Origin of the sequence: Actinomyces bouchesdurhonensis, from assembly GCF_900128465.1 — a bacterium.
GTDB classification, from domain to species: Bacteria; Actinomycetota; Actinomycetes; order Actinomycetales; family Actinomycetaceae; genus Pauljensenia; species Pauljensenia bouchesdurhonensis.
Map to the genome: position 1 here is coordinate 332,252 of NZ_LT635866.1, position 24,482 is coordinate 356,733.

Genomic DNA, 24,482 nt, shown 5'->3' on the forward strand with positions numbered 1-24,482 from the left:
AAAGGGAGACGATGACCACAAAAACAACTCTCCGCGCGGAGATTCTGGGGCGTCGGCGGGCTCGGCGAACCGCCCCCGCCGAACCGAACACCGCGCCTTCGTCAAATACTGACCATACATTGGTTCCGGTCCGTCACCGCGCAGAAGCGGCAGCGATCGCCACCCAGGTACGCGCCCTGGCCTCGTCAATGGGCACTGTGACCCTACCCGCCCTTTTCGTGCCCACTGCGCTAGAACCCGACCTGTCACTGACGCTCAACCTCTTCCCTCGCGCGCTCCTACCGGTTCTCGTCAACGAGGCCGGGGCCGCACTTGGCGGACCTCGCTGGGGCCGCTGGGAGGAGGGTCAGGCGTTAGCGACACCTGGACGGCCCCCCGCTCAACCGACCGGGAGTGTCCTGGGACCGGGCGCGTTATCCAACGCTGACCTGATCCTTGTTCCCGCATTGGCCGCAGGCCTAGACGGGGCGCGCCTGGGGCAAGGCGGCGGCTGGTACGACCGCGCACTCCCTCACCGCCGCTCCACTGCACCCGTCGTCGCTGTTGTCTTTGACGATGAGGTACTCGCACCCGGCGCAATCCCACTCGAACCCCATGACGCTCAGATTGACGCGATTATCACTCCCACGCGCACAATTCACATGCAACGCCTCTCACCGGCTTGATCGCGAGGCACACACGTTTGTCATACACGCCTCAGGACACGTTTTCGGGCCTCATTACGCTAACCTCTGACCAAATGACAAAAAGTGCGACAAAGATTACCCTCTATACACTGTCACCACGACGAAAGTCCCTTAATCTTCTCCGTGGTAATAACGTGCCCTCGCGGCACCAGCCGCGGCGGCTCCCGCCCGCCACGCCGAAGCATTCGGCGATTCAGACATGTCGGCTCAGCCGACCGATCACACAGGAGATCCCATGCTTAAGGGCTTCAAGGAATTCATTTCTCGCGGCAACGTCATCGAGCTGGCCGTCGGTGTCATCATCGGTGCCGCCTTTAAAAACATCGTCGACGCCCTCGTTAACGGTGTTATCAACCCTCTCATCGCTGCCTTCGTCGGCAAGCCAGACTTCTCGAAAGCCTTCATCGTCACGTTCCACGGCACCGATATTACGTTTGGTGTTCTGCTGACCGCCGTCATCAACTTCCTGATCATGGCATTCGCCCTCTACTTCTTCCTTGTCCTGCCCATGAACTACCTGGCCAAGCGCACGAAGAAGGCCGAGGACGAGGCACCGAAGGTTGTCTCCGAAGAGGTCCAGCTCCTCACCGAAATCCGCGACTCCCTGGCCCGAGGCGACCGCGCCTGATTCTTTCCTCCTCGCGAGCCGGGGCCGATGCGTGCGCATCGGCCCCGCCGCTTTTGTATTAACACCACACGAGAGCACCACTGTGGCCTAGTGCCCGGCTGGCTCTCTCACCCCACTGAAGTGCCCGATCGCGCACGCTTCCCCACAAATCTCGCACGTAATTTAACCCGGTCACTTTTGAGCACCACGAGAAAACGTTGGAATTGCAACGACGCGATTTCAATATCTGAAATAGTCCGCGAGGAATTACGTGCGACATTGTTGGGAAACCACCACAGGGCCCGACACGTCGCAGGGTCCTACACACCACGGGCCCTACGCATAACCGGAGCATCGGATCGGCGCTCCAGTGTGGCCCGCCACACGGACGGCCCTACGCGCGAGCCTGGGCGTGCGGGGGCACGTTGGCCAACAGACGCGCATCGTTAGCGCCATCGCCCCGATCGGCGGAATCAGCCATGGAACCCGGGCGCGTGTCCTCGGGGCGCACACGGTCCTCCCACGAGGGCGGCAGACCCTCGTCAATGAGGTGGCGGTCCACCTCAGAGACGAAGCGCGCGACGCGGCGCCGTCTACGCGACGCAGGCGCATCACTCACTGGGGGTTCCCTGATCGCCCGACCCAGCCCCGGCCTCGTCACGAGCAACGGCCGCAGGCTTTGTGCGACGCACAACGTTGCCGAGCACCGCGTCAGACTGGAAACCGCGTCGCGTGATACCCAGGGCTTCGCGCAGCTCTTCGGCGGTCTCCAGATCAGTGCGTTCCACACCATCCGAGCGTACCCATGCAACCATCTCGTCGAGTTGATCATCGGAGTAGGCGGCCAGCGGCAAACCCTTAGCGATCGCTGGGCGAGGACCACGATGCTCCTCAGCGGCACGCTCCTTACGTTTAATTTCCATGAGCATGCCTGTCGTGTCTTCGTCGGCTTTCTTGCGGCGTTGAGACTCCTCATCCAACTCTTCGTCCAGCACCGGCATGCGTGGGGAAGCGGGTGCGTCGGCGGTCCGGGCGGAAACGTCCTCGTTGGTCGTCTGGGACGCGGCCTCGTCGACAGGAGAGGATCCCTCGGTCACGTCCGACTCCTGTGGCACGGAGTCGTCGGAACGGACCGGCTCGTCCGTCAGGCAGTCGTCGCTGACGCGTTCGGGCACCGTCACGGCTGGAACCACATCACGGGTATGCAGCCGCTCGAGCGCCTCCAGGACTGCGTCGACGATCGCCGATGCGTCCTTCTCAGGGTCGATAAACAGAGCCATAGACAGGGCCGTGTAGACGGCCCACCCCTGCGCCTCAAGCCAGTGGGGGCGGGCCCGGTCACGCACGCGCTGGCTGGGTTCGGCCAGGTATTCCGCGTCATCGGTCAAGACAGCTAGGAGCAGGCGGCCCGGTGAATCCGGGTGACCGATAGCCAAGGGAACGCGCATGCCGCCGGGGATTCCGACATTCGCGACGACCTCGAGTCCGCGCGAGTACAGGTGATCGGCGAGGTCGACCAGGAGCCGATCCGGTTCGCCAGGAAGGACCGGCCAAGCATCCATGCCCTCACCCGCATGCCCCTCAGCGATCTCAAGGAGGTCGACGAGCATGCGCGCCCCATCGTGGTGGAGGCGATCGCGGTCGATGTCCTCGCTGTGCAGGGAGGACACGAGGGTCAGATCACCGCGCACGACGCGCAGCGCCTCAGCGAGTGCGTCAGCGCCTCCCTCGGTCGAGAGCACACCAAAGTCGTGGATGACACGCCCGTGCGGGGTCTTGGCGAAGCCCACGGACAAGATCAGAGATTCGCGCGACAGCCCCACCGCTTCGTCAGGGTTGACAACGACGAAGGGCTCGGGCGTGGCCGGATCGAAGAAGGTAGCGAGGCCCGGCTCCCGCGCGCGCAAGGAAGCGACGGCTTCCTTGATGCGTCGCGCGTGTCGATCCGACAGGGCGACGACGGCCAAGGAGCGTTCCGGAGACTCAACCGCGTGTTCGATGACGGCGTCGATGACCGCGTGCACTTCTGTGCCAGTGGATTCGATCGCGTGGGCGCCGGGCGCGGGCATTCCCGTGGCCTCGACCCAGCGGGCACTCACGGGCGCGTTCGCGGCAGTCCAGGGCACGGGGATACCAGCGTGCTCATAGCCGTAGCGGGCGAGCAGCAGTGCGACTTGGTCGTTGAGACGCCTGGGGCCGGGTTCAACGCGCAGGGTGGGCAGGACGCCCGCGAGCGCGCGCGTCGCGCCATCCTGGGAGGCGGCTGTCAGGTCGTCGATGACGACCAGCTGGTGGCCGCGCGCGATGATGGGGGCCAGCTCCGCCAGAGGGAGGCCGTCTGCGCCGTCGAGCACGACCATGTCGACCGTTCGGCCCGTTGGCGCAAGCATGGGCACCATGGCGGGGACGGTCATGAGGACGGGAAGCAGGTGTCGGACGAGCGGGTAGGCGATNGAGGGTCAGTTCGATCCCTTGGGAGGTCATCAGGTAGTCAGCGGAGACGCCGGACGCACCCCAGCACAGGGCAGCGATGACGGTGACGGCGTATCCGAGCGCGTTGCGCATGCAATCCCCTGATCTGTGCCCCCGAGACGATTCGAACGTCCGACACCCGCTTTAGGAGAGCGGTGCTCTATCCCCTGAGCTACGAGGGCGTGACACGTTGTCCGGGCCAACTTTAGCAAAGTGTGCGCCCGCCCGTCGCGCCGCAAGACCCGTGAACGGGTGACGCTCTCCGGGGATATTGCGCACACGTGAGACCTGGCCGGGGTGTCCCACGTGGGATACCCAGGCCAGGTTGGGGTCGAATTAGCGGCGCTCCCACTCTGTGTGGACCGCCGTGGCCCCCTCGCCCAGGTGAGCGGAGGGCACGACCATGACGGGGCACGTCGAGTGCTGCAAGACGGTCTGCGACGTCGAGCCGAGGAGCACTCCTGCGAGGCCACCGCGACCGCGCGTACCGACGACAATCAGGTCGACGGCAGTGGAGAACTCGATGAGCAGGGAGGGCGCGGAACCATCAAGGGCGTGGCGGGAAACGCGCAGATCGTCCCCATCGAGCGCGGCCTCGATGGCAGCATCCATGCCGTCGCGTACTTGGGCGAGGAGAGCCGAGTGGTCGACACCCGTGGGGGTCCACGCCATGACCGAGGGTCCTGCCGCGATCGGCACCGCAGACACAGCTGTGACCCGGGCACCCCACACGCGCGCTTCGGCGATCGATTTTTTGAGTGCACAGGAAGGCTGGTCGGTGCCGTCGATACCGACGACGATACGTTCAACGGGCGTGAACTTCTTTCCCGAGGTGTGGCGCGGAACCACAACGACCGGGCATTTGGCGTGGGCGGGCAGCGCCGAGGAAACGGTGCCGAGGAGGCGGTCGGCGAAGCCGCCGCCGCCTCNGGTTCCACCCTACGGCAGGGGCGCTTATTGGCGGACGCGGCGCGCCCGAACAAGGTCGACCGCGCATATGCTCACAACGGCACCGATGATGAGGGACATGCCCGCGATGTCTGCGCCCGTGTACGCGCTGCCCATGACGAGGGCGGAAAAGACTGTCGCTGCGATGGGTTCGATGCACCCGACGAGGGAGGCGCGTACTGGTCCGATGCGGTTGACGCCCCACAGGTAGGCGGTGAAAGCGACGGCGGTTCCGAGTATGACGGTGATTGTCATTGCGAGGATGACGTCGGGAGTCCACGTGATCGAGTAGCGCCAGACTCGACCGACGAGGCCGACCCCGACCCCGGCGATAACCAGGCCGTAACCGACGACCAGTTCGGCACCGTATGCGGCGATCAGGCGGGCGGGTAGCAGCGTGTAGGTCGCCAGGGTGAGCGCGGCGACGCTACCCCACGCGAGGGTCGTGGGGGTCAAGGCGAGGGTGCCTGGGTTGCCGTGCGTGGACAGCAGGAACGTGCCAGCCAGCGCCAGGATCATGGCAATCAGCTCGGAGGCGCGCGGCCAGCGCCGGTGGCTGAGGCACACCCACACCACGATGAGTATGAGGCCCAGGTACTGCAGGACTGTGCCCGTACCGGCGTTGGAGGCGCGGATGACCTCCATGTAGCTGATTTGGCAGGCGGCGAGGCCGCCGAGCGCGTAGACGACGAGGGTGCGCCAGTTGCGCGCGGAGGAGACGAGGGCGCGGTGCTGGGGGGTGACGCGGNAGCTTGCGGTCCATCAGGTGGGCGATCCCCATGAGCGTCGCGGCGCGCATGCTGGCCTCGATCAGGGTTTCCCGGTCGCGGCCGTAGTTCTCCCCGCAGAAGGCCAGCTCCTCGGCGACGGTGTCGCAGAAAAACTGGGTACGCGGATTCTGAAAGACCGACGAGCACAGGTGACCGACCTCGGTCAGGGGGACCTCGGCGAGGTCGCGACCGTCGATCCTCACCGCGCCCTCGAGCTCACCCGGCGTCATCTGCGGGACGAGGCCGGTCAGGGCACGCATGAGCGTCGACTTCCCACAGCCAGAGGACCCGCACACGAGCGTGAGGGTGCCAGGCCGGGCGGACACATCGACCCCGCGCAGGGCCTGGACGCGATCTCCCGTCAGCTCACTGACGTAGGAGAACGACAGGGATTCAACATCAATCACGGCAGGACTCCCAGGTACGCACAGATCTCAATGGCGATGACGCCGGCGACGCACGCGAGGGCGAGGCCGTCCCAGGCGGTGGCGCGCAGCCNTGCGAGGGCCTCGCGCAACAGGGACCTGGCACTGTCTCCCTGGTCGAGTGCGATGTCGTAGAGGGTTTGCTCGGACAGGCGCACGCGCGTCGTGGGGGCATCCTCGCCGCTCGTCAGGTCGGTGAGGGCACGTAGGGCATCTGCTGGGCATACTCCGAAGCGCCCGTACGGTTCATGCAGTGCGGTGGCGTAGGCCGCCAGAGCGGAGCGCACGTGGCGCAGGCGAGAGCGCATCACGTCGAGGTTCTCCTGATCGACGACCGGTGACATGTCCTCCATGGCGTCCTTGACACGCCCCGCCAGGGCGCGTCGCGCGTCCGAATAGCCGTCGATGTTAGCGACGATGTCGGCCAGACCCAGGTCGGCCAGCCGCGTGTAGGCGGCAATAGAGCGCGACGGGGAGGTTGAGACGTGCAGGACGGAACGCCCGGTAGCAGCGGCGTCCGCGAGGATCGCGGCCACGATGGAGGAGTCATCGCTGTGCGTGGGCACGTCGATGAAGAGGCTGCGTCCGTCGGAGGCGGCCTCGACTGCGTCCTGCTGGGCGGGGATGAGGTCACCGACGCCCTTTTCGGCCCAGGGGTCGCGGTCGTTCGGGTTGGTGGGGATCGGGTCGGCTGTTAGTGCGCGGCGCGCATCCTCTTCACCTGCGAGCGCGCGGATAACGGTGGAGTCGGCCAGGGCGTCGACATCGGCTTCCAGGCTGGCAGCGAGGGGGCCGGCTGGGTGGCAGAACAGTCCGACAACCAGCTCGTCGCGCAGTTCGAAGCGGTCGAGGACGGCGCAGGCCTGGCGCAGGGCGTTCATTGCCTGCGAGGAGGAGAAGCCGTGGGGGCCGCTGGCCTGGGCGAGGATGTCGCGCCCGTCGATGTCGTGGCCTGCGGCGCGCNGGAACCGCCCTCGAGGAGTTCGCGCAGCTCTTCATACTGGCTGGGGCGTGCAGCTAGGGCGTTCGTGCGGATGCGGCGCACACCGGTGATGGCCTGCGGGATGAGCGAGGCCACCTGCTCCTCGTCGAGTTCGCGTCCTTCTCGGGCAAGTTCTTCGAGCGAGCCGGGGGTGGCACCGCCAAGCGCTGGCTGGGAGGCGAGCATGGCACGCAGCAGGGACGCCCACCAGGCCAGGTCGAGTTCGGTGTCGATGTGCGCGTCATCGACGCCTCGATCCGCGAGGTCTTGAGCCAGGGCGTCGAGGCCGTGGTCAGCTAGGCGCGCGCGCATCGCCAGGCGGGCGGGGATGTCGCGGGCGGCGGCCGTGTCGGTCGACCAACGCTCGATGAGCGTTGAGAGGCGCTGCATGTGGGTGCCGACGAGGTTGGGTTCGTCTGCGACGAAAACTGGGGCAATCGCGTCGAGGTCGTCGCGTACCGCGTCGGTCAGGGCTGCGATTTCGCCGATTTTAGCGGGTAGGATCGGCCAGGAGTCCTCGCCGCATACGGCGCACCAGGCATCGCGGCGCTCCTGGACGCGGATGAGGGCCCGGTGCAGGTCGGGCACGTGCACGCCGGGGCGTACGAGGTCTTGGGCTTGTTTAACTAGGCGGGTGCGTTCGGAGCGTCCCATCGTGATGCCGTGATCTTTGCGCCACTGTTTGGGGGCGGTGGCAATGACCATGTCGGCGGCGCTTCGCTCGAAAACGCGAGGTTGGAAGACGTCGAGGACATCTGCGATGCCGTCGAACATAGCGAGCTGGCGGTCCCACTGAGCGAGGGTGCCGGCGGGTTTGATGCCTGCCTCGCCGGCGACCGAGGCGATGTGGACGCGCAGCTCGGGCAGGGTGCGCGAGAGGCGGTCGACGCGCAGGAGCACGTCGGAGGCTTGTTCGTCGGAGGTCAGCACTGCCGATGACCATGACGAGGAGGAGTCTGTGATGAGTCGCCCGGATGCGAGGGCCTCGCGCAACAGGGACCTGGCACTGTCTCCCTGGTCGAGTGCGATGTCGTAGAGGGTTTGCTCGGACAGGCGCACGCGCGTCGTGGGGGCATCCTCGCCGCTCGTCAGGTCGGTGAGGGCACGTAGGGCATCTGCTGGGCATACTCCGAAGCGCCCGTACGGTTCATGCAGTGCGGTGGCGTAGGCCGCCAGAGCGGAGCGCACGTGGCGCAGGCGAGAGCGCATCACGTCGAGGTTCTCCTGATCGACGACCGGTGACATGTCCTCCATGGCGTCCTTGACACGCCCCGCCAGGGCGCGTCGCGCGTCCGAATAGCCGTCGATGTTAGCGACGATGTCGGCCAGACCCAGGTCGGCCAGCCGCGTGTAGGCGGCAATAGAGCGCGACGGGGAGGTTNGAGGAGAGCCGAGTGGTCGACACCCGTGGGGGTCCACGCCATGACCGAGGGTCCTGCCGCGATCGGCACCGCAGACACAGCTGTGACCCGGGCACCCCACACGCGCGCTTCGGCGATCGATTTTTTGAGTGCACAGGAAGGCTGGTCGGTGCCGTCGATACCGACGACGATACGTTCAACGGGCGTGAACTTCTTTCCCGAGGTGTGGCGCGGAACCACAACGACCGGGCATTTGGCGTGGGCGGGCAGCGCCGAGGAAACGGTGCCGAGGAGGCGGTCGGCGAAGCCGCCGCCGCCTCGCGAGCCGACAACGATCATGTCGACCTCGGCGGAAAAGTCGATGAGCACTCCCGCGGGGTCACCCGGCTCCGTCGATCCCGACACGTGTGTTGCGCCACGTTTCCGGGCCAGGGCCTTCGCTTCTTCGACGACCTGTTCGGCGCCTGCTTTCAATGCTTCATCGTCGAGAATGGCGTAGCCGCCGTCGAGGGCGGCTGCGGAGTACGAGGCAAGCGCGTAGGTACACAGGCAGTGGATGCGCGCCCCGGTGCGCGCGCCGCGATCAGCGGCCCAAGTCACGGCGGCAAGGCTCTCCTTCGAGCCGTCGACACCGACCAGAATGACGTCGGTAGAACTCATCATGTCCTCCTCGTGGTGGCAGTCACTTATATTGTGCCGTATTTTAACGATGCGCGAAAGCCCAACTCGGGAAGAAAAGACGGTCGCCGCAACCCCGAAGGGCTGCGGCGACCGTCACGGAAGTATTGCGGCTCAGTAGCGCACGTAAGTCGCGCCAGCGCGCACCGGCGAAACCTGGGAGAGGCGACCGGGAACAGTTGCCTCAACCATCTGGCCGTTGCCGATGTAGATCGCGACGTGACCGGGGTAGGCCACGATGTCGCCGGGCTGCGGGTCGGACACAATAGTGCCGCCAGCGGCCTGCGCGGACGAGGAGTGGGGCAGATTAATGCCCGCAGCGGCGTACGCATACTTAACCAGGCCGGAGCAGTCCAGGCCAGCGAGGGTCTCGCCACCGTAAACGTAGGGAATGCCAGTCAGACCGAGAGCGACGGACACGATGTCCCCACCAGCGGCATTCACGGCGGCCTGACGAGCGGAAGCATCCGACGAGGTCGCATCCGCACGGGCCTCCGAGCGGGAGGCGGCGGAGTCGTTGGACTCGGTGGTAGCGACCGGCGTCGGCTCGGGGGCGCGAGGAGCCTCGGCAGTCACGGACTCGGCGGTATTATCGTCGGCGGTCCACGCGATGTCAGGAACCTCAACCGTGGTGACGTCGTCAACGGCGATGGTCGTAGTGTTCAGGTCAGCGCTCTGCGGCTCGGACTGGGGAACGGCCGGGGCGGCGTTCGCAACGCCGGCGGCGATAGCAGTCAGCGCGACACCAGCAGCCGACGCAAAGGCGATCGGGCGAGCGGCGTTCGCGGGGGTCATGCCCTCAACCATGGAAGCGGTCAGCGGGCGACGTGCCAGGCGGTGACGCGGAGCAGGCTTAGAAGTCTTCACTCGTTTTCTCCCTGTTTCCCTGCGAGGTTAGCTGTCGGGTTCGGGCGGGAGGCCCGGCTCGCTTCGCGAGCTTAACCCCAAGGCTTCGAGGAGCCGTTAATGGGTTCCCCGCGTGAGACGCTCTTTCCATCCCATCCGTTGTCTCACTTCGGGTCCCGAATGGGTGGTTGGTCTGATGACCGGTATTCACTATAGCCTGCACACCTGGTCAATGTCACGTTCCGGTAACACCACCATCCCCCGCCGTTATCATTCCGTGACATTAACACCCCGGCGTATCAGGGAAAACTCCCCCAACCGGAAACTCGTCACACCCATTTCATCATTCGAGATATACCGAATTGAGCGCACAACGAAGGCCGAGGCCCCAACGAACCCCGGCCTCGTCGCACGACCCAATGAGAGGACTACACGCCGAGAACGAACAGATGAGCGGCCAACGCCATCGGAATCGTCAGATACCCCATGACCTCACCAGACTCACCAAACGCCGACACACGCACGACATCACCGTGCGCCGACAGACCCACGCGTGCCCCCGGACGCAAACCCAGCTCATCGAAAGCAGCCAGCACCTCAGCATCGGCCTGGATCGGCTCACCAATGCGCCCCAACGTCAGCACCCCAGACTCCAAGGAACGCACCGCAAGCTCGGCAGAATGCATACGTTCACTTCCCCCCATGCCCGGCAGAGGATTGCCATAAGGATCAACGTTCGGATCATGGAGGAGTTCCACCAGGCGCTCCTCCACGGCGTCGCTCATGACATGCTCCCAGCGACAGGCCTCATCGTGGACCTGCGCCCACTCCAATCCGATAACGTCCAACAGGAGACACTCCGCCAGGCGATGCTTGCGCAGCACCTCGGTCGCGCGAGCGCGTCCCTCTGGCGTCAGCTCCAGACGACGGTCCCCCATGACATGCAACAGCCCGTCACGCTCCATACGGGCCACGGTCTGTGACACAGTAGGCCCCGAATGACCCAGCCGGTCCACGATGCGAGCCCGCAGGGGCGTCACCCCGTCTTCTTCGAGCTCAAGAATGGTCTTAAGGTACATCTCCGTGGTATCAATCAGGTCCGCCACGTCATCCTCCTTCAAGGGGTCCCTACGATCATCAGCATAGGGTGACCTTTCTTTTCTTGGAAGAAAACGACACTAAGACGCGAAAAACAGCGTGTCGCAACGTGTCCTTGTTCACGACAATTCGATTAATGGGCATGATGGAAATACCGACAAACCCTAAGTTAGGCTATCAGCATGGTGGACTTCCCCGACATCAACCCCGAACTACTACCCACCGACGGACGCTTCGGCTGCGGCCCCTCCAAGGTACGCACCAACCAACTTCAGGCCCTCTTCGCCCCCCTCCTCATGGGCACCTCGCACCGCGCCGCCCCCGTGCGCACAGTCGTCGCCGACCTGAAGGACGGCCTGCGCACCCTCCTGAACGTTCCCGACGGCTACGAAGTCGTCCTGGGCAACGGCGGAGCATCAGCATTCTGGGACATGGCCTGCGCGTGCCTCATCTCCTCGCGCGCAGCGTTCGGATCGTGGGGGGCCTTCGGTGCGAAATTCGCCTTAGAAGCGGAACGCGCCCCACACCTGGGGACACCCCTCATCGACGAGGCCGAGGCTGGCTCACTGGTCACACTCGCTCCGCGCGACGCTTCCCAAGGCGTGGACGCCTACGCCTACCCCCACAACGAGACCTCGACGGGCGTGACCTCCCCCGTCTACCGCGTCGCGGCCCCCGGGGCACTGACCCTCGTGGACGGAACCTCAATCGCGGGCGCCGCACCAATCGACCTCACCCAAGTCGACGCCTACTACTTTTCCCTCCAGAAGTCCCTCGGCTCCGACGGCGGCCTCTGGGTCGCCATCCTCTCCCCCGCCGCCATCGAGCGCGCACGCCGCGTCGAGACCGCCCCAGGCGAGCGCTGGATCCCCCAGTTCCTGTCCCTGTCAGCCGCGATCGACAACTCGGCTCGCGACCAGACCCTCAACACCCCCGCCGTCGCGACCATCATCATGGCGCAGCAGCAGGTGCGTTGGCTCCTCGAGCGCGGCGGAATGGACGCGGTCGCCACCCACTGCGCCCAGGCCACGTCCCTCATCTACGACTGGGCGAGCGCACACCCGGCGCTTTCCCCCTTCGTCGCCGAACCCGCCTGGCGTTCCCCCGTAACCGCCACGATCGAAATCAACGCTGACGTGCGCGCCACCGACCTGGCTGCACACCTGCGCGCCTACGGGATCGTCGACATCGGCGCCTACCGGGGTGTTGGGGCCAACCAGCTGCGCATCGGCACGTGGCCCAGCGTCGAGATCGGCGACGTCGAGGCCCTCCTGGAGTGCATCGACTACTGCCTGGAGCGCGTGCTCTAACTCCCGGTCCCCCGGGGACGCACCTCAGTCCTCGTCGAGCGAACGGCTGGGCGCGTCCACCGAGGAATCCCCCTCGATGCCCACCCACGGGAAGGACGAGCGCCGCACGACGCGCGCCTTCCAATGAATCATCGCCCACACTCCGCACGCGACGGCGATGCTCAGGGAGGCGATCCCTCCCACCAGGATCGCCCAACGCGCCCCAAAGAGCGCACCAATCCGACCGATGATGGGTGACCCGATCGGCGTTGCACCCAGATACACGAGCGAATACAGGGCCATGATGCGTCCGCGCTTGTCGGGATCCGTGCGCGTTTGCATCAGCGCGTTGGCGCTGGTGTTCATCGTCAGCATGCCGTAGCCGGTGGGGACCGCCAGGACGGCGAACCACCAGTAGGAGGGCGACAGCCCCAGCAGGATCTCGGCGGTCCCATAGAATGCAGCCCCCATGAGGATCGCGCGCAAGCGAGGCGTACGTCGCGCGACAGCCGTGGACCCGAGGATCGACCCGAGAGCCATGAAAGTCGACAGGACACCGAACGACCCAGCAGACTTACCGAACACGGTCGTCGCCATGAGGGCACTCGTGAGCTGAAAATTCATGCCCAGAGCGCTGACGACGAAGATCGTGACGAGAATGATGCAGATGTCCGTGCGCCCGCGCACGTACGCGATTCCCTCGCGCAGTTGGCCGCGAGCGCGCGGGATGAGGGTGCGCTGGTAGAGGCGGTCGGCGCGCATGAGGAACAGGGCGATGATGGGGGCCGCGAACATGCCAGCATCGATCAGGAAGACGGGGCCCACCCCCCACCAGTCGATGAACAGCCCCGCCGATGCCGGGCCGATGAGGCGCGCGGCATGGAACGCGGTGGCGTTCAGGGCGACCGCATTCGCCATCTTGTCAGGCGGCACGAGCTCGCCGACGAAGGCCTGACGCGCAGGCGTGTCGACCGCGGAGATCGTCCCGGAGACGAAGGCGAGGATGTACTGGTGCCAGAGCTCGCCCGTGCCCGTGAGGACCACGAGACCCATCACGAGGGACACGAGGCCCACCCCCGCCTGCGTGCACTGGAGGAGACGACGCCCGGGGATACGGTCCGCGAGAACACCCGCCGACGCGGAAAACAGGATGATCGGAAGAAACTGGAGCGCCGTCACGATACCGACCTGCCCCGAGTCGTGATCGGTGAGAACCGTCAGCACGTACCAGTCCTGGGCGACGCGCTGGAGCCACGCGCCGGTGGACGCAATCAGGGATGCGACGAACCAATACCGGTAGTTCACGTAGCGCATGGATGCGAATGTTGCCGACACGCCAGACCTCCCTCTCTCGCTGCTGCTGCGCACGCCGAACGAGGCGGGGGCAGCCTCTGGGAAGCGCCCCTCCTCGGCGCATCTTCCCAGGATACGACTGCCCCGCCGGAGCGAGGCTCCGGCGGGGCAGGGAAGGGACGAGAGGTGACGAATCAGGCGACGCCGAAGAGACGCTGAATCGGCCCCATCAGGAAGTAGACGACGAACAGCACGGAGACAACCCACAGGAGCGGATGCACCTTACGGGCCTGGCCCTTGACCAGCTGGATCAACGAGTAGGTCACGAAACCAACGCCGATACCCACGGACACGGAGTAGCCGAACGGCATGAAAGCCATCGTCATGAAGGCGGGGATCGCGACCTCGGGGGCCTTCCAGTCGATGTCGGTGACCTGGGTCATCATGAGGAAGCCGACGAACACGAGAGCCGTGGAAGCAGCCTCTGTCGGTACTAGCTCAACGAGGGGCGCCAGGAAGGTCGAGAGCAAGAAGAGCACGCCGGTGACCACTGAGGCCAGGCCGGTGCGCGCGCCCTCGGCGACACCCGAGGCGGACTCGACGTAGGAGGTATTCGAGGAGACGCCTCCGACGCCGCCGGCCACGGCGGCCAGGGAGTCAATGATCAGGATCTGGCGGGTCTTGGGCGGGTTTCCCTGCTCGTCCAGCAGATTACCCTCGGCGCCGACGGCGACCATGGTGCCCATCGTGTCAAAGAAGTCGGCCAGCATGAGAGAGAAGACCAGGAGGATGACGGAAACAATTCCGAGCTTGCCGAAGCCCCCGAAGAGGTCAACCTTGCCGAGGGTATCGAAAACGGGGATAGCGATCGGGGAACCCTTGAGTTCGGGCACGGTCTGGCCCCAACCCGTCGGGTTCGTCTCGGAGATGCGATCAATGTGTGCGAACGCCTGAACGATCGCCGCGAGGACGGTCGCGGAGATGATCGAAATCAGGACCGCGCCCTTCACACGCCGCACGTACAGGATGATCATGAGGAAGAGGCCGAAAACGAAGACCAGGGCCGGCCAACCGTCAAGGGACCCCGAAATACCGAATTGGACGGGGGTCGCGCCCGTGCGCACGATACCTGCATTGACCAGGCCAATGAGAGCGACGAACAGGCCCAGGCCCACCGTGATCGCTGTCTTCAGGGCGGCGGGGACGGCACGGAAGACCGCCTCGCGGAAGCCCGTGAGGACCAGCAGGAAGATCAGGATACCTTCCCACGCGATGATACCCATGGCCTCGCCGTAGCTGAGGCCTGCCCCCAGGACCAGGGTGAAGGCGACGACCGCGTTGAGGCCAAGGCCTGCGGCCAAGGCCAACGGATAGTTGGCAACGACGCCCATGAGGATCGTCATGATGCCCGCAACCAGCGCGGTACCGGCGGCGATGCCCTGGGTCGTAATAGAACCATCCGTGGGGATGGCGTTGCCCAGGATAGCCGGGTTGACAACCAGGATGTAAGCCATCGCGAAGAAGGTGACGATTCCACCGCGAATCTCATGACCAATGGTCGAGCCGCGCGCGGAAATCTGGAAGAACGAATCGAGTGACTGTGTGAAGCCGCCGCGGGATGGGGCGGTCTGTGCTTGGGTATTCACCGATTAATCGTGCACGCTTGCGCGCCCAGGTGCAAACATTCCCGCCGTGTTTCCACTTGTTGAGAAAGCACCCGGGCGCTGGTCCCGGGTGCTTTCCGTCAGTCTGTGTTCATCGAGGCCTCGGACGGCGTCGCCTCCTGCGGCCCGCCCTCGGACCGCGCCGCTTCCTCCGGCCCGCCCTCGGNTTAGGCACGTCGGTCTCCGAGTGGGAGCCGCACGTGTGATCGAGGGACACGACTGCGCCGTCATCCGTCGCCCACTCGTTTGCGCACACACCGAACATGGTGCGAATGTCGCCGCTCATTTTCATGAGGAAGCCGCAGGTGGAACAGGTGTTGCGTGGGCGGCGACCCGACTTCGGACCTCGCTCCGACTCATACCAGCGCTTCGCGGCCTGGCTGCGCCCCTCCTCAGACAAGACGCGGGGGCGACCAAGACCCAGGTCGCGCACAACCGGCAGGTCCGGATCGTCGCTCGTATCCTCAAAGCCTTGTTCCAGGCGCACATCGTCCGCCACGTAGGGCAGCGTGTCCTCACGTGAGATGTCCGAGGGACGAAGACGCGCCTCCCACGGCACCCACTCAGGGGCTAACAGCGCACCCTCGCGCGGGGTCATATCGACCTCGCACACGGTGGCGACGCGTCCGCGCGGCACGCGGGCGAGTGTCACCGCCCAGCACCACCCCACATAGCCTGCGTCCGTCGACGCGAAGTAGTGCGTCCCCAGACGCTCCGACACCATTTCGAAGCCCACATGCTCGCCGACCGGGCGCGGGTGAGCCACAGCCTCGGCACCCGCACGGGCCACGTCGAGCGCGGCCTCCAGGACCGCGTCCTTCTTCACTGCCCGCGTGCGGGCACCAGTTTTAGGCATCAAATTCCTCTGCGACGGCGCGCAACACCTTCGCGATCTTGGTCGCGTTGTCCGGGTAGGAGCCTCGTCGCAGGGAGGCACTCGAGGAGTCGAGGAGCTTAATGAGGTCCTCAACAACCGGCACCATCGCTTGCGGTTTACGGCGCTTAGCTCGGGCAACGGAAGCTGTCTCTTTGAGGAAACGCACGCTCAGGGCCTGCGGTCCCTTGCGCCCGTCAGCCACCGAGTACTCCACGCGAGCTCCCACTCTGGGGTTCGGCGAATCAGAGGGCAGCGCGGACGAGTGGAGGAAGACATCCGCCCCGTCGTCTCCCGTGATGAAGCCGAAACCGCGATCAGCGTCGAAGAACCTCACTTTACCGGTAGGCACGGTCCCCTCCTTCTGTGAATAGTCTGTTAGTCCACAAGACTCCCCCTATCATAGGGCGCATACCCGCCCCACGTCGAAGCGCGCTCTTTCCTGTAGCGAACAGCACCGACGCTCCCATACGTACTCCCATTTCGCGTAGACTGACCCCACGGCAGTAATCGCGCGGCGCGCTGTTCATCACACGATGGACGTGAGTGTGTGGCGTGGTATATCGTTGCCTGTTCGCCACAACGCAGGAGGTACTCGTGTCACGAATCCGCCGATTGAACCTCATCGCATTACTGACCACGCTACTCATCGCGGTGGGCGCGCCCACCTTCGCCGCATCCCCACTCGCCACGAGCGGTATTGTCACTGACCCGAACGGATGGCTTTCAGACTCCGACCGGGCGCGCATAGAAAGCGCCGCCCGCGACGCCCGGGCAAAGGGAATCACCGTCGATGTCGTCATCGTCGATGACCTTTCAGGCATCGACGGCGTCGAATGGTGCCGTCAGACCTTGAAGAAGTCCGGCACAACGGACGGCAACATCATCTACTACCTGGCCTATTCCCAGCGTGAGGACGGTGAATGCGTCAACGGCGGTTCCGTCTCACAAAGCGCGCGCGATAACGCGCGGCGGGCAGCCGAAGCCAAGCTGACCAGCAACCCCCTGACCTCCTCGGACGGCGCGTCTGGCGCCGTTGCCTTCATTAACTCCCTAACGAACGCATCCACAAGTAGCCCCTCGGCCACCTCCCGAAACTCCCGGCGCGGCAACCTCATCGGCGGCTCTTTCGGCCCTTCCATCGTCGTCTTCCTCGCCCTCATCACCTTCGGGGGGATAGGTTTCTTAATCGCCTCAACGTCGAAACGACGGGGCGGAGTCACCGAAGAGGTGACGCGCACGTCCATCGATGACAGTCACAAGAAGGTTACCCAAGCCAACCATCAGCTCCTGGCTGCCGACGAGCAGGTCCGCTCAGCCGCCGACGAACTCGATTTCGCGCGCGCCCAATTCGGCATCGCCCAAACGGACGAGTTCGCCCGCACCCTAGAGTTCGCCAAAGAGTCGGTCGCACGCTGCTTCGAGACGCAAAAACAGATGAACGGCTCCACGAACCCCACTGCGCGTGCAAACCTGGCGACCAGCATCATGCGCGACCTGGGCACCAGCATGAATCCCCTGAGCAACATCCAGGCTTCCTTCGAGAAGAAACGCTCAGAGCAGGCAACCCTGCCCACGCGCATCAGCGATGCCCGCGAGCGCCTGACCGAACAGCGCGCCGACCTGGAGCGCGCCAAGGCCGAGCTGGTGAGCATTGCTGGAATTTACCCGCCGCAGATGCTCGCGTCGTTGCAGGACAATCCTGAGCAGGCTGCAGCCCTGCTGGACACTGCCGACAAGGCCCTGGGAGAAGCCCAGCAGATGGTAGAAACGGACCGCGCCCGCGCGGAGAGTTCACTCGATACGGCACACCGCGCGCTCATGATGGCCACGCACCAAACCGACGCGATCTTCTCCGCAAAATCAGACCTTGATGCGATCCATGACCGCCTTGGCGCAGCGATCGGATCTATCTCCTCTGACATTACCGACACGTCCGCCCTGAAGGCCGATTCAGCCGTGTTCGACCCGCTCGTCAGTGACGCTCACGCAGCCATCGCGGATGGGCAGGCGGCGCTGCTCAACAACGGCGATCCGCTGGCGGCTCTCGAGCATTTGCGCAGCGCGGAGGCGAACCTCGACGCCGCGCTTGCGCCCCTGCGTACCCAGAGGGACAACGACGAGAGGGCGCGGTCTACCGCCCGTTCCCAGATGGCTCTGGCCGAGTCCGCGTTGACGCGCGCACAGCGTTACGTGCAGGGGCGACGCGGTGCGATGGACCTCGCCGTGCGTTCGACCCTCAACGATTCGGAGCAGGCTCTCAAGGCAGCGCGCGAGGCATTGGACTCCGACCCGAACCAGGCGACTTCCTTGGCCGCTCAATCGCGTACTCTCGCGGACCGTGTCCTCGCGACGCCGCTGAGCCGCCCGCAGTACAGCTGGCCAGAATCCGAATACAACTACGAGCGCGACCCGGGTCGTGATTCTGGTCCGTCGCTGGGAGAGCAGATCCTGTGGTCGATCCTCACGTCGAGCGGCGGCAGTTCTCGCCGCTCCAGCTGGGGTAGTTCGAGTTCGAGCTGGGGTAGTTCGAGTTCGAGGCGGAGCAGTTCGAGTCACCATTCCTCCGGCGGTTTTTCGGGAAGTTCCGGGAGTTTCGGCGGCGGTTTCTCGGGCAGTAAGGGCCATTTTTAGGTTTGCCGCGGGTAGCGCGTGAGGAACGCTGCGTGTGCGCTGGCGCGTTGTCCGTCCACCAAACCGATATGCTACACATCACATATCTTGTGTGACATGACGTTGCACAAACATGTATATTGCTCTGTTCACCACCAGTTGGGAGGAGAACGCGCCACCAAGCTGCTACCGAGTCCTCCGGAAGCACTCATAGCTTCGAGGATGCATTCCTGGCCCATCAGGGCCCGTCAACCCACCGACCTGCGGGGCCTTTGCCTCGCGCTCACCCCGCGCACGAGCGCACGTCACCATAAAGGAGAACATCATGGCTGAAAAGCAGACGATCCTGGGCCGCATCGCCCAGCTCGCTAAGGCCAACATTAACGCCATCCTCGACAAGGCCGAGGACCCGCAGAAGATGATCGATCAGCTGGTCCGTGACTACACGAACTCAATCATCGAGGCCGAGAACGCGATCGCCCAGACCTTGGGTAATCTGCGCATGGCCGAGAAGGACTACGAGGAGGACGTGAAGGCCGCGGCTGACTGGGGTCAGAAGGCTGCCGCCGCGTCCGCGAAGGCCGATGCCCTGCGCGCCGCAGGTGACGAGGCCGGGGCTAACAAGTGGGACGACCTGGCCAAGGTCGCAATCGGTAAGCAGATCCAGTTCGAGAACGAGGTCAAGACCGAGGAGCCTTCACTCCAGGCACAGCGTGAGGTCGCCGAGCGCCTGAAGAAGGGCCTGTCGCAGATGAAGGACAAGCTCTCCGAGCTGAAGTCGCGCCGCGACCAGCTGATCGCCCGCGAGAAGACCGCCCAGGCGCAGGCGCAGGTCACGGACGCGCTGGGTTCCATCAACATTTTGGATCCCACGAGCGAGCTCGGCCGCTTCGAGGACCGCGTTCGCCGCCAGGAGGCCCTGGCCCAGGGCAAAATCGAGCTGGCCGCATCCAGCCTGGATGCCCAGTTCGCAGAGCTTGAAACCGATTCTTCGCAGGTCGAGATCGAGGCTCGCCTGGCCGCTCTCAAGGGCAAGTCCGCACAGTGATCTGCGGCTAATATTGCGCTCATAGAAAGGCCGGGCGGCCCCGCAGGGGCCGCCCGGCTTCGTCGTTGCGTGTGGAATGCGCCCAGACGCGCGTTTACAGGAAGGACATCGGGTCGAAGTCGTCGATGTCGATAATGTGGAGCCGGGGCAGGTGGACCTGGAAGGCATGGACGTCGTACTCCAGGTCGATAATTTCCAGGCCCCGCTCCTCCAGCTCGTGGAGCTGGGAGGAAAGAAACTCCTTGAAACACATGACGGCGACGCGGCGTCCCTGGTCCAGGAGAGCCTCAAGCTGGGGCAGGAAGTCAGCGTCGTGGCTGGCGAGGATGACGTCGCCCGAGTCGAGGGCCGCGATAGCATCCATCGTGCGCTGCAGGCCGACGTCGACGACCTTCATGTCGGCGGGACCTGACAGGGGGATGACCGAGTAGTCCATGGCGGTCAGTGCCTGAACGAAGCCCATGGGCAGGAAGCCGGAGGAGCCGTTCAGGAAGAACAGGCCTTTGGCACGCTGGTTCCAGCGTCCGTGCGCGCTCTCGAGGACGCGGTCCCAGCGGGGGCGTTCCTCGGGATTGGGGCGCCGATCCAGGACCGATAGGCCCAGCGTCGCGTCGATATTTTCGCCGTCGACGACGAGATATGTCGTTTGATTGTTAGAGCTTTCCATGGGGTCAATTGTAGGTGACGCGTCGAACGCCACTGTTGGCCTTGGGTCCTAGGACTGCTCTGTCGCCACGTTGGGGTTAACGGACCCCTCGGAGTCCGTCAACGAAATAGGGAGCATCGATCGCCTCCAGGGCACAGCGGCGCACTTGTTCACCAACACCGAGTGCGGGCGGCCCGTCGAGGGCGAGGGTCGCGAGGCCGTGAACGTAGGCCCACAGGGTCAACTCCGCGCGCGGGTCGTCGGTTCCATAGGCAAGGCGCGCCAGGGAGCGCAGCTGAGCGCGAGCTGCCAAGCTTGCTGTCCTCACCTGCGGGTGGGCATCCGAGTCGTACATGTCGGATCGGAACATGATGCGGAAGACTCCGGGATTGGCCAGAGCACACGTCAGGTAGGCGCACCCCGCCGCGCGAGTGATCACGTCCGGCGCGGCTCCCTCGTTGGCCCTGCGAGCCTGCGCCAGTGCTTCTTCCAGGCGTCGGTACCCCTCCTCAACAAGGACGACAAGGATTGCTTCACGCCCTTGAAAGTAGTGGTAGGGAGCCTGGTGGGTGCATCCCGCGCGGCGGGCGACCTCGCGCATGGACAGCGAGGCTGGCCCTCCCTCGTTGAGCAGGTTGCGACTGATGGTCAGGATCGCCTCGCGTAGCCCGTCGGGTGTGGTGGAGCGCGTCATGTCCACAGTGTAACCGACACTGGACCACAACTTGACAGTGTCTACCCACACATGATCCCATGAGTAGACACTGTCTAGTTTTGGGAGTTCCCATGTACGACGCGATCATCATCGGCTCTGGAATCGGATCGCTAACGAGCGCCGGACTGCTCGCCCGAACCGCCGGAGCACGCGTACTCGTCCTCGAAAAACACTCCACCCCAGGCGGCCTCACACACTCATTCCGCCGCATGGGAGCATCGTGGGACGTAGGCCTTCACTACGTGGGAGACATGGAACCAGGCTCGCGCCCACGCCAACTCATGGACTACCTCACCGGCGGCTCCCTGACATGGACTCGCATGCCCGAACACTACGACCGATTCTGCCTGCCCGGCCACGGCCTCGACGTCGCGATCCCCTCAGGCCTCCAGGAATACCTCCACCTCCTCACCTCCCTGTTTCCACACGAAAAGAAAGCGATCCGTCGATACTGCAAGGACGTTCGGCGAGCCTATTCCTGGATGTCACTCGGATACGCGCGAGAGATGGTTCCCCCTCGGGCCGCCCCCGCCCTACGCCTCGCAGGACGCCTACTGGAAGGCTGCGCGCTCGAGCGAACGCAGCACTACATGAAGCGCCGCTTCCACGACCCCGCCCTGCGCGCACTCCTCACCACACAATGGGGCGACTACGGGGTCGAGCCCGCGCGCAGCGCGTTCGTCGCCCACGCGATGATCGTCAGCCACTACATGAACGGCGCATGGTTCCCCCACGGCGGCAGCGGCCAGATCGCACGCATGATTGAAGAGCACATACGCGACAAGGGCGGACAGATCCGCGTCGCACAAGACGTCGAAAGCATCATTGTCGAGGCCGGACGAGCGGTCGGCGTGCGCGTCACCGACCGCTCAGGTCCCATCCCCCTCTCCTACGAAGAACGTGCACCGATCATCATGTCCGGCATCGGCGCGCGCGAGACATACACGCGCCTGCTACCAACCACAGGGCCAACCGGCGCACTCACAGCGCCCATACGTGAAAAGATCGCCAGCCTCGGACACGGAGGAACAGCGGTCACCGTCTACCTAATTCTCGACCGCTACCCCGAAAGCGTCGACGGATCGAACGTCTGGGTGACAACACCGGATTGCCCCCACGATCCGGCCCAGATGACCGCCGACCTCCTCGACGGGCACCCACAGTCTGCCTTCATTTCCTTCCCAGGCATCAAGTCCGGGGAACCACACGCGACAGCGGAGATCGTCTCTTTTGTCATGCCCGAGGCCTTCGAACGCTGGGCGGGAACACGGCCGAAGAATAGAGGCCGGGACTACGAGACCCTCACAGAAATCATGAAAAGCGGACTCATTGACCTCGCAGAGACAGCCGTTCCCGGACTACGAGACGCCATCGCCTACGCCGAAGTGGGCACCCCACTGACCATCGAACACTTCACATCCCACGCCCAGGGCTGCTTCTACGGGCTGCCCCTCACACCCGAACGATTCCAGGCCAACCTGGCCACCCCCTCAACACCCATCGCGAACCTCTTCCTCACCGGACAAGACGCAGGAATGCCCGGGATCGTAGGAGCCGCAATGGCGGGCATGTCTGCCACCTGCAAGGCCCTGGGACCCGCAGGATACCCGCGCATCACAGCCGCCCTTCACGCACAGGACGACGCCTCAACTCCCGCGACGCACCCCCACGAATCCGGCTCAGATCGTAACGTCGGCGCCAGGCGGCACCGGGGAAGCGTACAGTGCGCCTGCTGGGCGACACCCACCATCCGAGACATCACACTCCGTCTGCCCACACCCGCCCTATGGCATGCAGGCCAGTACGCGCTCGTGCGAGTCGCACCCTTCGAGTGGCGCCCCTATTCGCTCGCCTGCGGACCCGGCCAGGCCGTGCGCCTACTCATAGACGTTCGCACCCGCGGACTCGGCGCGGCATGGGCGAGCCACGTGACAGCGGGAGACGCCGTCGACATCGAACTCCCTCTGGGGCAATTCCTCCTCAACACGGGCACTTCTGACACGCGCGCGACAACACCTGACACCCGACGCCGCGTATTCATCGCAACCGGAACAGGAATCGCCCCCTTTCTTGCGGAATTCGAGCGTGACGTACGAAACGATGATGTTCTCCTCCTCGGGTACGCAACGACCACCGACGACCCGACACGCCACGTAAACACGCCCCTGCCGCGCACCATACGCTGCGTGAGCCGCGAGAACACTCCCGGAACCTTCCACGGGCGAGTCACGAACTACCTGCTCGAAGCCGGCATCGACACCGACGCCACCTACTACGTGTGCGGCTCACCCCTCATGGTCGCCGACGCCGCACGCCTCATCCGCGACGCGGGCGGGCGCGTCCACACCGAATCCTTCTAGCCCCTCACCGCCCCTCACACGGCGAGGCCGGGACCGCTCGCGCAGCCCCGGCCTCGTCCCTACGTCAGGCACGTGATCACAACACGTCGTCATCCACCCAATCCAGGGTGCGGGTGACAGCCTTCTTCCACAGGCGGTAAGTGCGGTCGCGCTCGGCGGACTCCATGGTGGGCTTCCAGCGCTTGCCTTCCTGCCAGTTGGCGACGACATCGTCGGTGCTCTCCCAGTAGCCAACCGCCATGCCGGCCGCGTAGGCGGCACCCAGGGCGGTCGTCTCAATAACCTTCGGGCGGACGACGTCCACGCCACACAGGTCGGCCTGGAACTGCATGACCAGGTCGTCGTGCGTCANCAGTCGGAGCCACCCTTGCCCTTGATCGGCAGGATCGCGTGGGCGATACGCGGGCCGAGATCACGGGCCGGGTTGATGGCGTAACCGGTGGGGCCGCCGAGGGAGTTACCGATGACGACGATGATGAGGGCGACACCGAGCGGGCCAATCGCAGTCTCGGTGTAGCCGGAGACGAAGACCCACAGGATGAGGACGGCGGTGCCGATGGCCTCAGTGAGGCAGTTCCAACCGTAGGAGCGGATTTCGGGGCCGGTGGAGAAGACGCCGAGCTTGAGGGCGGGGTCGCAGTCCTCATCGAAGTGCTTCTTGAAGGTGAGCCAGCACAGGATGGCACCAACGAAGGCGCCGAGGAATTGGGCGACGATGTAGATGGCAACGTTGGTGCCGGTGACGGGAATTCCGCCGGCCTCGACGGCGGGACCGTTAAGGGTGACGCTCGGGTCGAACATGTTGCCGACGACCTTGGCGATCGTGACGGCGGGGTTCAGGTGGCCGCCGGTGCGGAAGGCGACGTAGACGCCGGCGAAGACCGCGAGGCCCCATCCCCAGTTGATGAGAAGCCAGCCGCCGCCCTTGCCCTTGGATTTGGGCAGGAGGTTGGTGGCGACGACGCCACCACCGAGGAGAAGCAGAACCGCTGTGCCGAGGAACTCAGACCAGAAAATCTGGCCGGTGGTAGGGGCAGTCGCGTCAGCGGCTGCCGGAAGCAGTGTTGAGAGCATGTTTCCTATCTTTCTCCGGCGCGTCCTCACGCC

The 24,482-nt window shown here is 64.9% G+C and carries 16 protein-coding genes, 1 tRNA gene, 7 pseudogenes and 1 riboswitch; of the genes and pseudogenes, 6 read left to right on the forward strand and 18 right to left on the reverse strand.

The window, feature by feature from the left end; translation table 11 throughout:
* Positions 1 to 11 precede the first annotated feature (11 nt).
* Entirely contained in the window at positions 12 to 665 is a 654-nt protein-coding gene (locus tag BQ7477_RS03920) for a 5-formyltetrahydrofolate cyclo-ligase (protein WP_084795637.1), read from the forward strand.
* A 256-nt stretch (positions 666 to 921) separates the two neighbouring features.
* Positions 922 to 1,314, forward strand: a complete 393-nt coding sequence (gene mscL, locus BQ7477_RS03925; RefSeq protein WP_073982882.1) for a large conductance mechanosensitive channel protein MscL — start codon at positions 922 to 924, stop codon at positions 1,312 to 1,314.
* Between the two features lie 373 nt (positions 1,315 to 1,687).
* Here mscL and BQ7477_RS03930 read toward each other — a convergent pair whose 3' ends face one another.
* The 10 genes and pseudogenes from BQ7477_RS03930 to BQ7477_RS03980 all read right to left on the reverse strand — a co-directional run bounded on the left by BQ7477_RS03930 (position 1,688) and on the right by BQ7477_RS03980 (position 10,881).
* The gene (locus BQ7477_RS03930) at positions 1,688 to 1,912 is read right to left on the reverse strand and encodes a toxin (RefSeq protein ID WP_073982883.1); all 225 of its coding nucleotides are present in this window, start codon (positions 1,910 to 1,912) and stop codon (positions 1,688 to 1,690) included.
* Positions 1,905 to 3,653: a hypothetical protein gene (locus tag BQ7477_RS03935; RefSeq protein ID WP_478209454.1), complete on the reverse strand. Its 1,749-nt coding sequence runs from the start codon at positions 3,651 to 3,653 to the stop codon at positions 1,905 to 1,907. Before BQ7477_RS03935 ends, BQ7477_RS03930 begins: the two co-directional genes overlap by 8 nt.
* A 221-nt stretch (positions 3,654 to 3,874) precedes the next feature.
* Positions 3,875 to 3,947 (reverse strand) — tRNA-Arg (locus BQ7477_RS03940).
* Between the two features lie 154 nt (positions 3,948 to 4,101).
* Positions 4,102 to 4,701 (reverse strand): annotated as a pseudogene (locus tag BQ7477_RS03945) (universal stress protein); the annotation flags it as partial.
* Positions 4,702 to 4,719: 18 nt separating this feature from the next.
* Entirely contained in the window at positions 4,720 to 5,232 is a 513-nt protein-coding gene (locus BQ7477_RS12750; RefSeq protein ID WP_338072946.1) for an EamA family transporter, read from the reverse strand.
* Positions 5,206 to 5,415: pseudogene (locus tag BQ7477_RS13000) on the reverse strand (DMT family transporter); the annotation flags it as partial. The pseudogene BQ7477_RS13000 and the gene BQ7477_RS12750, both read right to left, overlap by 27 nt.
* Positions 5,416 to 5,521: 106 nt before the next feature.
* Positions 5,522 to 5,890, reverse strand: a pseudogene (locus BQ7477_RS12675) (ATP-binding cassette domain-containing protein); the annotation flags it as partial.
* A 2,361-nt stretch (positions 5,891 to 8,251) separates the two neighbouring features.
* Positions 8,252 to 8,911: pseudogene (locus tag BQ7477_RS03970) on the reverse strand (universal stress protein); the annotation flags it as partial.
* Positions 8,912 to 9,043: 132 nt separating this feature from the next.
* Positions 9,044 to 9,796 carry a C40 family peptidase gene (locus BQ7477_RS03975; protein WP_234968669.1) on the reverse strand — a complete coding sequence of 251 codons (753 nt, stop codon included), beginning with the start codon at positions 9,794 to 9,796 and terminating at the stop codon, positions 9,044 to 9,046.
* A gap of 2 nt (positions 9,797 to 9,798) precedes the next feature.
* Positions 9,799 to 9,960, reverse strand: a riboswitch (cyclic di-AMP (ydaO/yuaA leader).
* Between the two features lie 243 nt (positions 9,961 to 10,203).
* Positions 10,204 to 10,881, reverse strand: coding sequence for a metal-dependent transcriptional regulator (locus tag BQ7477_RS03980; protein ID WP_073982885.1), 678 nt, complete (start codon positions 10,879 to 10,881; stop codon positions 10,204 to 10,206).
* 174 nt (positions 10,882 to 11,055) lie between these two features.
* Here BQ7477_RS03980 and serC point away from each other — a divergent pair, with 174 nt between their 5' ends.
* The gene (gene serC / locus BQ7477_RS03985; RefSeq protein WP_073982886.1) at positions 11,056 to 12,183 is read left to right on the forward strand and encodes a phosphoserine transaminase; all 1,128 of its coding nucleotides are present in this window, start codon (positions 11,056 to 11,058) and stop codon (positions 12,181 to 12,183) included.
* 24 nt (positions 12,184 to 12,207) lie between these two features.
* Here the strand turns inward: serC and BQ7477_RS03990 are convergent, their stop codons facing one another.
* From BQ7477_RS03990 to BQ7477_RS04005, 4 genes and pseudogenes are all read right to left on the reverse strand, one after another.
* Positions 12,208 to 13,497, reverse strand: coding sequence for an MFS transporter (locus BQ7477_RS03990; protein WP_073982887.1), 1,290 nt, complete (start codon positions 13,495 to 13,497; stop codon positions 12,208 to 12,210).
* Positions 13,498 to 13,649: 152 nt separating this feature from the next.
* Positions 13,650 to 15,101, reverse strand: a complete 1,452-nt coding sequence (locus BQ7477_RS03995) for an NCS2 family permease (protein ID WP_073982888.1) — start codon at positions 15,099 to 15,101, stop codon at positions 13,650 to 13,652.
* A 187-nt stretch (positions 15,102 to 15,288) separates the two neighbouring features.
* Positions 15,289 to 15,975, reverse strand: a pseudogene (locus tag BQ7477_RS04000) (DUF3027 domain-containing protein); the annotation flags it as partial.
* Positions 15,968 to 16,345, reverse strand: a complete 378-nt coding sequence (locus BQ7477_RS04005; protein WP_073982889.1) for a cold-shock protein — start codon at positions 16,343 to 16,345, stop codon at positions 15,968 to 15,970. The pseudogene BQ7477_RS04000 and the gene BQ7477_RS04005, both read right to left, overlap by 8 nt.
* A 245-nt stretch (positions 16,346 to 16,590) precedes the next feature.
* On the opposite strand from BQ7477_RS04005, the gene BQ7477_RS04010 reads away from it, so the two are divergent.
* A complete protein-coding gene (locus tag BQ7477_RS04010; protein ID WP_234968671.1) occupies positions 16,591 to 18,627 on the forward strand; it encodes a TPM domain-containing protein in 2,037 nt (678 codons plus the stop codon).
* A 304-nt stretch (positions 18,628 to 18,931) separates the two neighbouring features.
* Positions 18,932 to 19,654: a PspA/IM30 family protein gene (locus tag BQ7477_RS04015; protein WP_073982891.1), complete on the forward strand. Its 723-nt coding sequence runs from the start codon at positions 18,932 to 18,934 to the stop codon at positions 19,652 to 19,654.
* A gap of 94 nt (positions 19,655 to 19,748) precedes the next feature.
* Here the strand turns inward: BQ7477_RS04015 and BQ7477_RS04020 are convergent, their stop codons facing one another.
* Together BQ7477_RS04020 and BQ7477_RS04025 are read right to left on the reverse strand one after the other, a co-directional pair.
* Positions 19,749 to 20,321: a PIN domain-containing protein gene (locus BQ7477_RS04020; protein ID WP_073982892.1), complete on the reverse strand. Its 573-nt coding sequence runs from the start codon at positions 20,319 to 20,321 to the stop codon at positions 19,749 to 19,751.
* 76 nt (positions 20,322 to 20,397) lie between these two features.
* Entirely contained in the window at positions 20,398 to 20,994 is a 597-nt protein-coding gene (locus BQ7477_RS04025; RefSeq protein ID WP_073983007.1) for a TetR/AcrR family transcriptional regulator, read from the reverse strand.
* A 92-nt stretch (positions 20,995 to 21,086) separates the two neighbouring features.
* Between BQ7477_RS04025 and BQ7477_RS04030 the strand changes: the two genes are divergently transcribed.
* On the forward strand, positions 21,087 to 23,375 hold the full coding sequence (locus BQ7477_RS04030) for an FAD-dependent oxidoreductase (RefSeq protein ID WP_073982893.1): 2,289 nt from the start codon (positions 21,087 to 21,089) through the stop codon (positions 23,373 to 23,375).
* Between the two features lie 76 nt (positions 23,376 to 23,451).
* Here the strand turns inward: BQ7477_RS04030 and BQ7477_RS04035 are convergent.
* Both BQ7477_RS04035 and BQ7477_RS04040 read right to left on the reverse strand, forming a co-directional pair.
* Positions 23,452 to 23,724, reverse strand: a pseudogene (locus tag BQ7477_RS04035) (FGGY-family carbohydrate kinase); the annotation flags it as partial.
* Positions 23,725 to 23,729: 5 nt separating this feature from the next.
* Positions 23,730 to 24,449 (reverse strand): annotated as a pseudogene (locus tag BQ7477_RS04040) (MIP/aquaporin family protein); the annotation flags it as partial.
* Positions 24,450 to 24,482 lie beyond the last annotated feature (33 nt).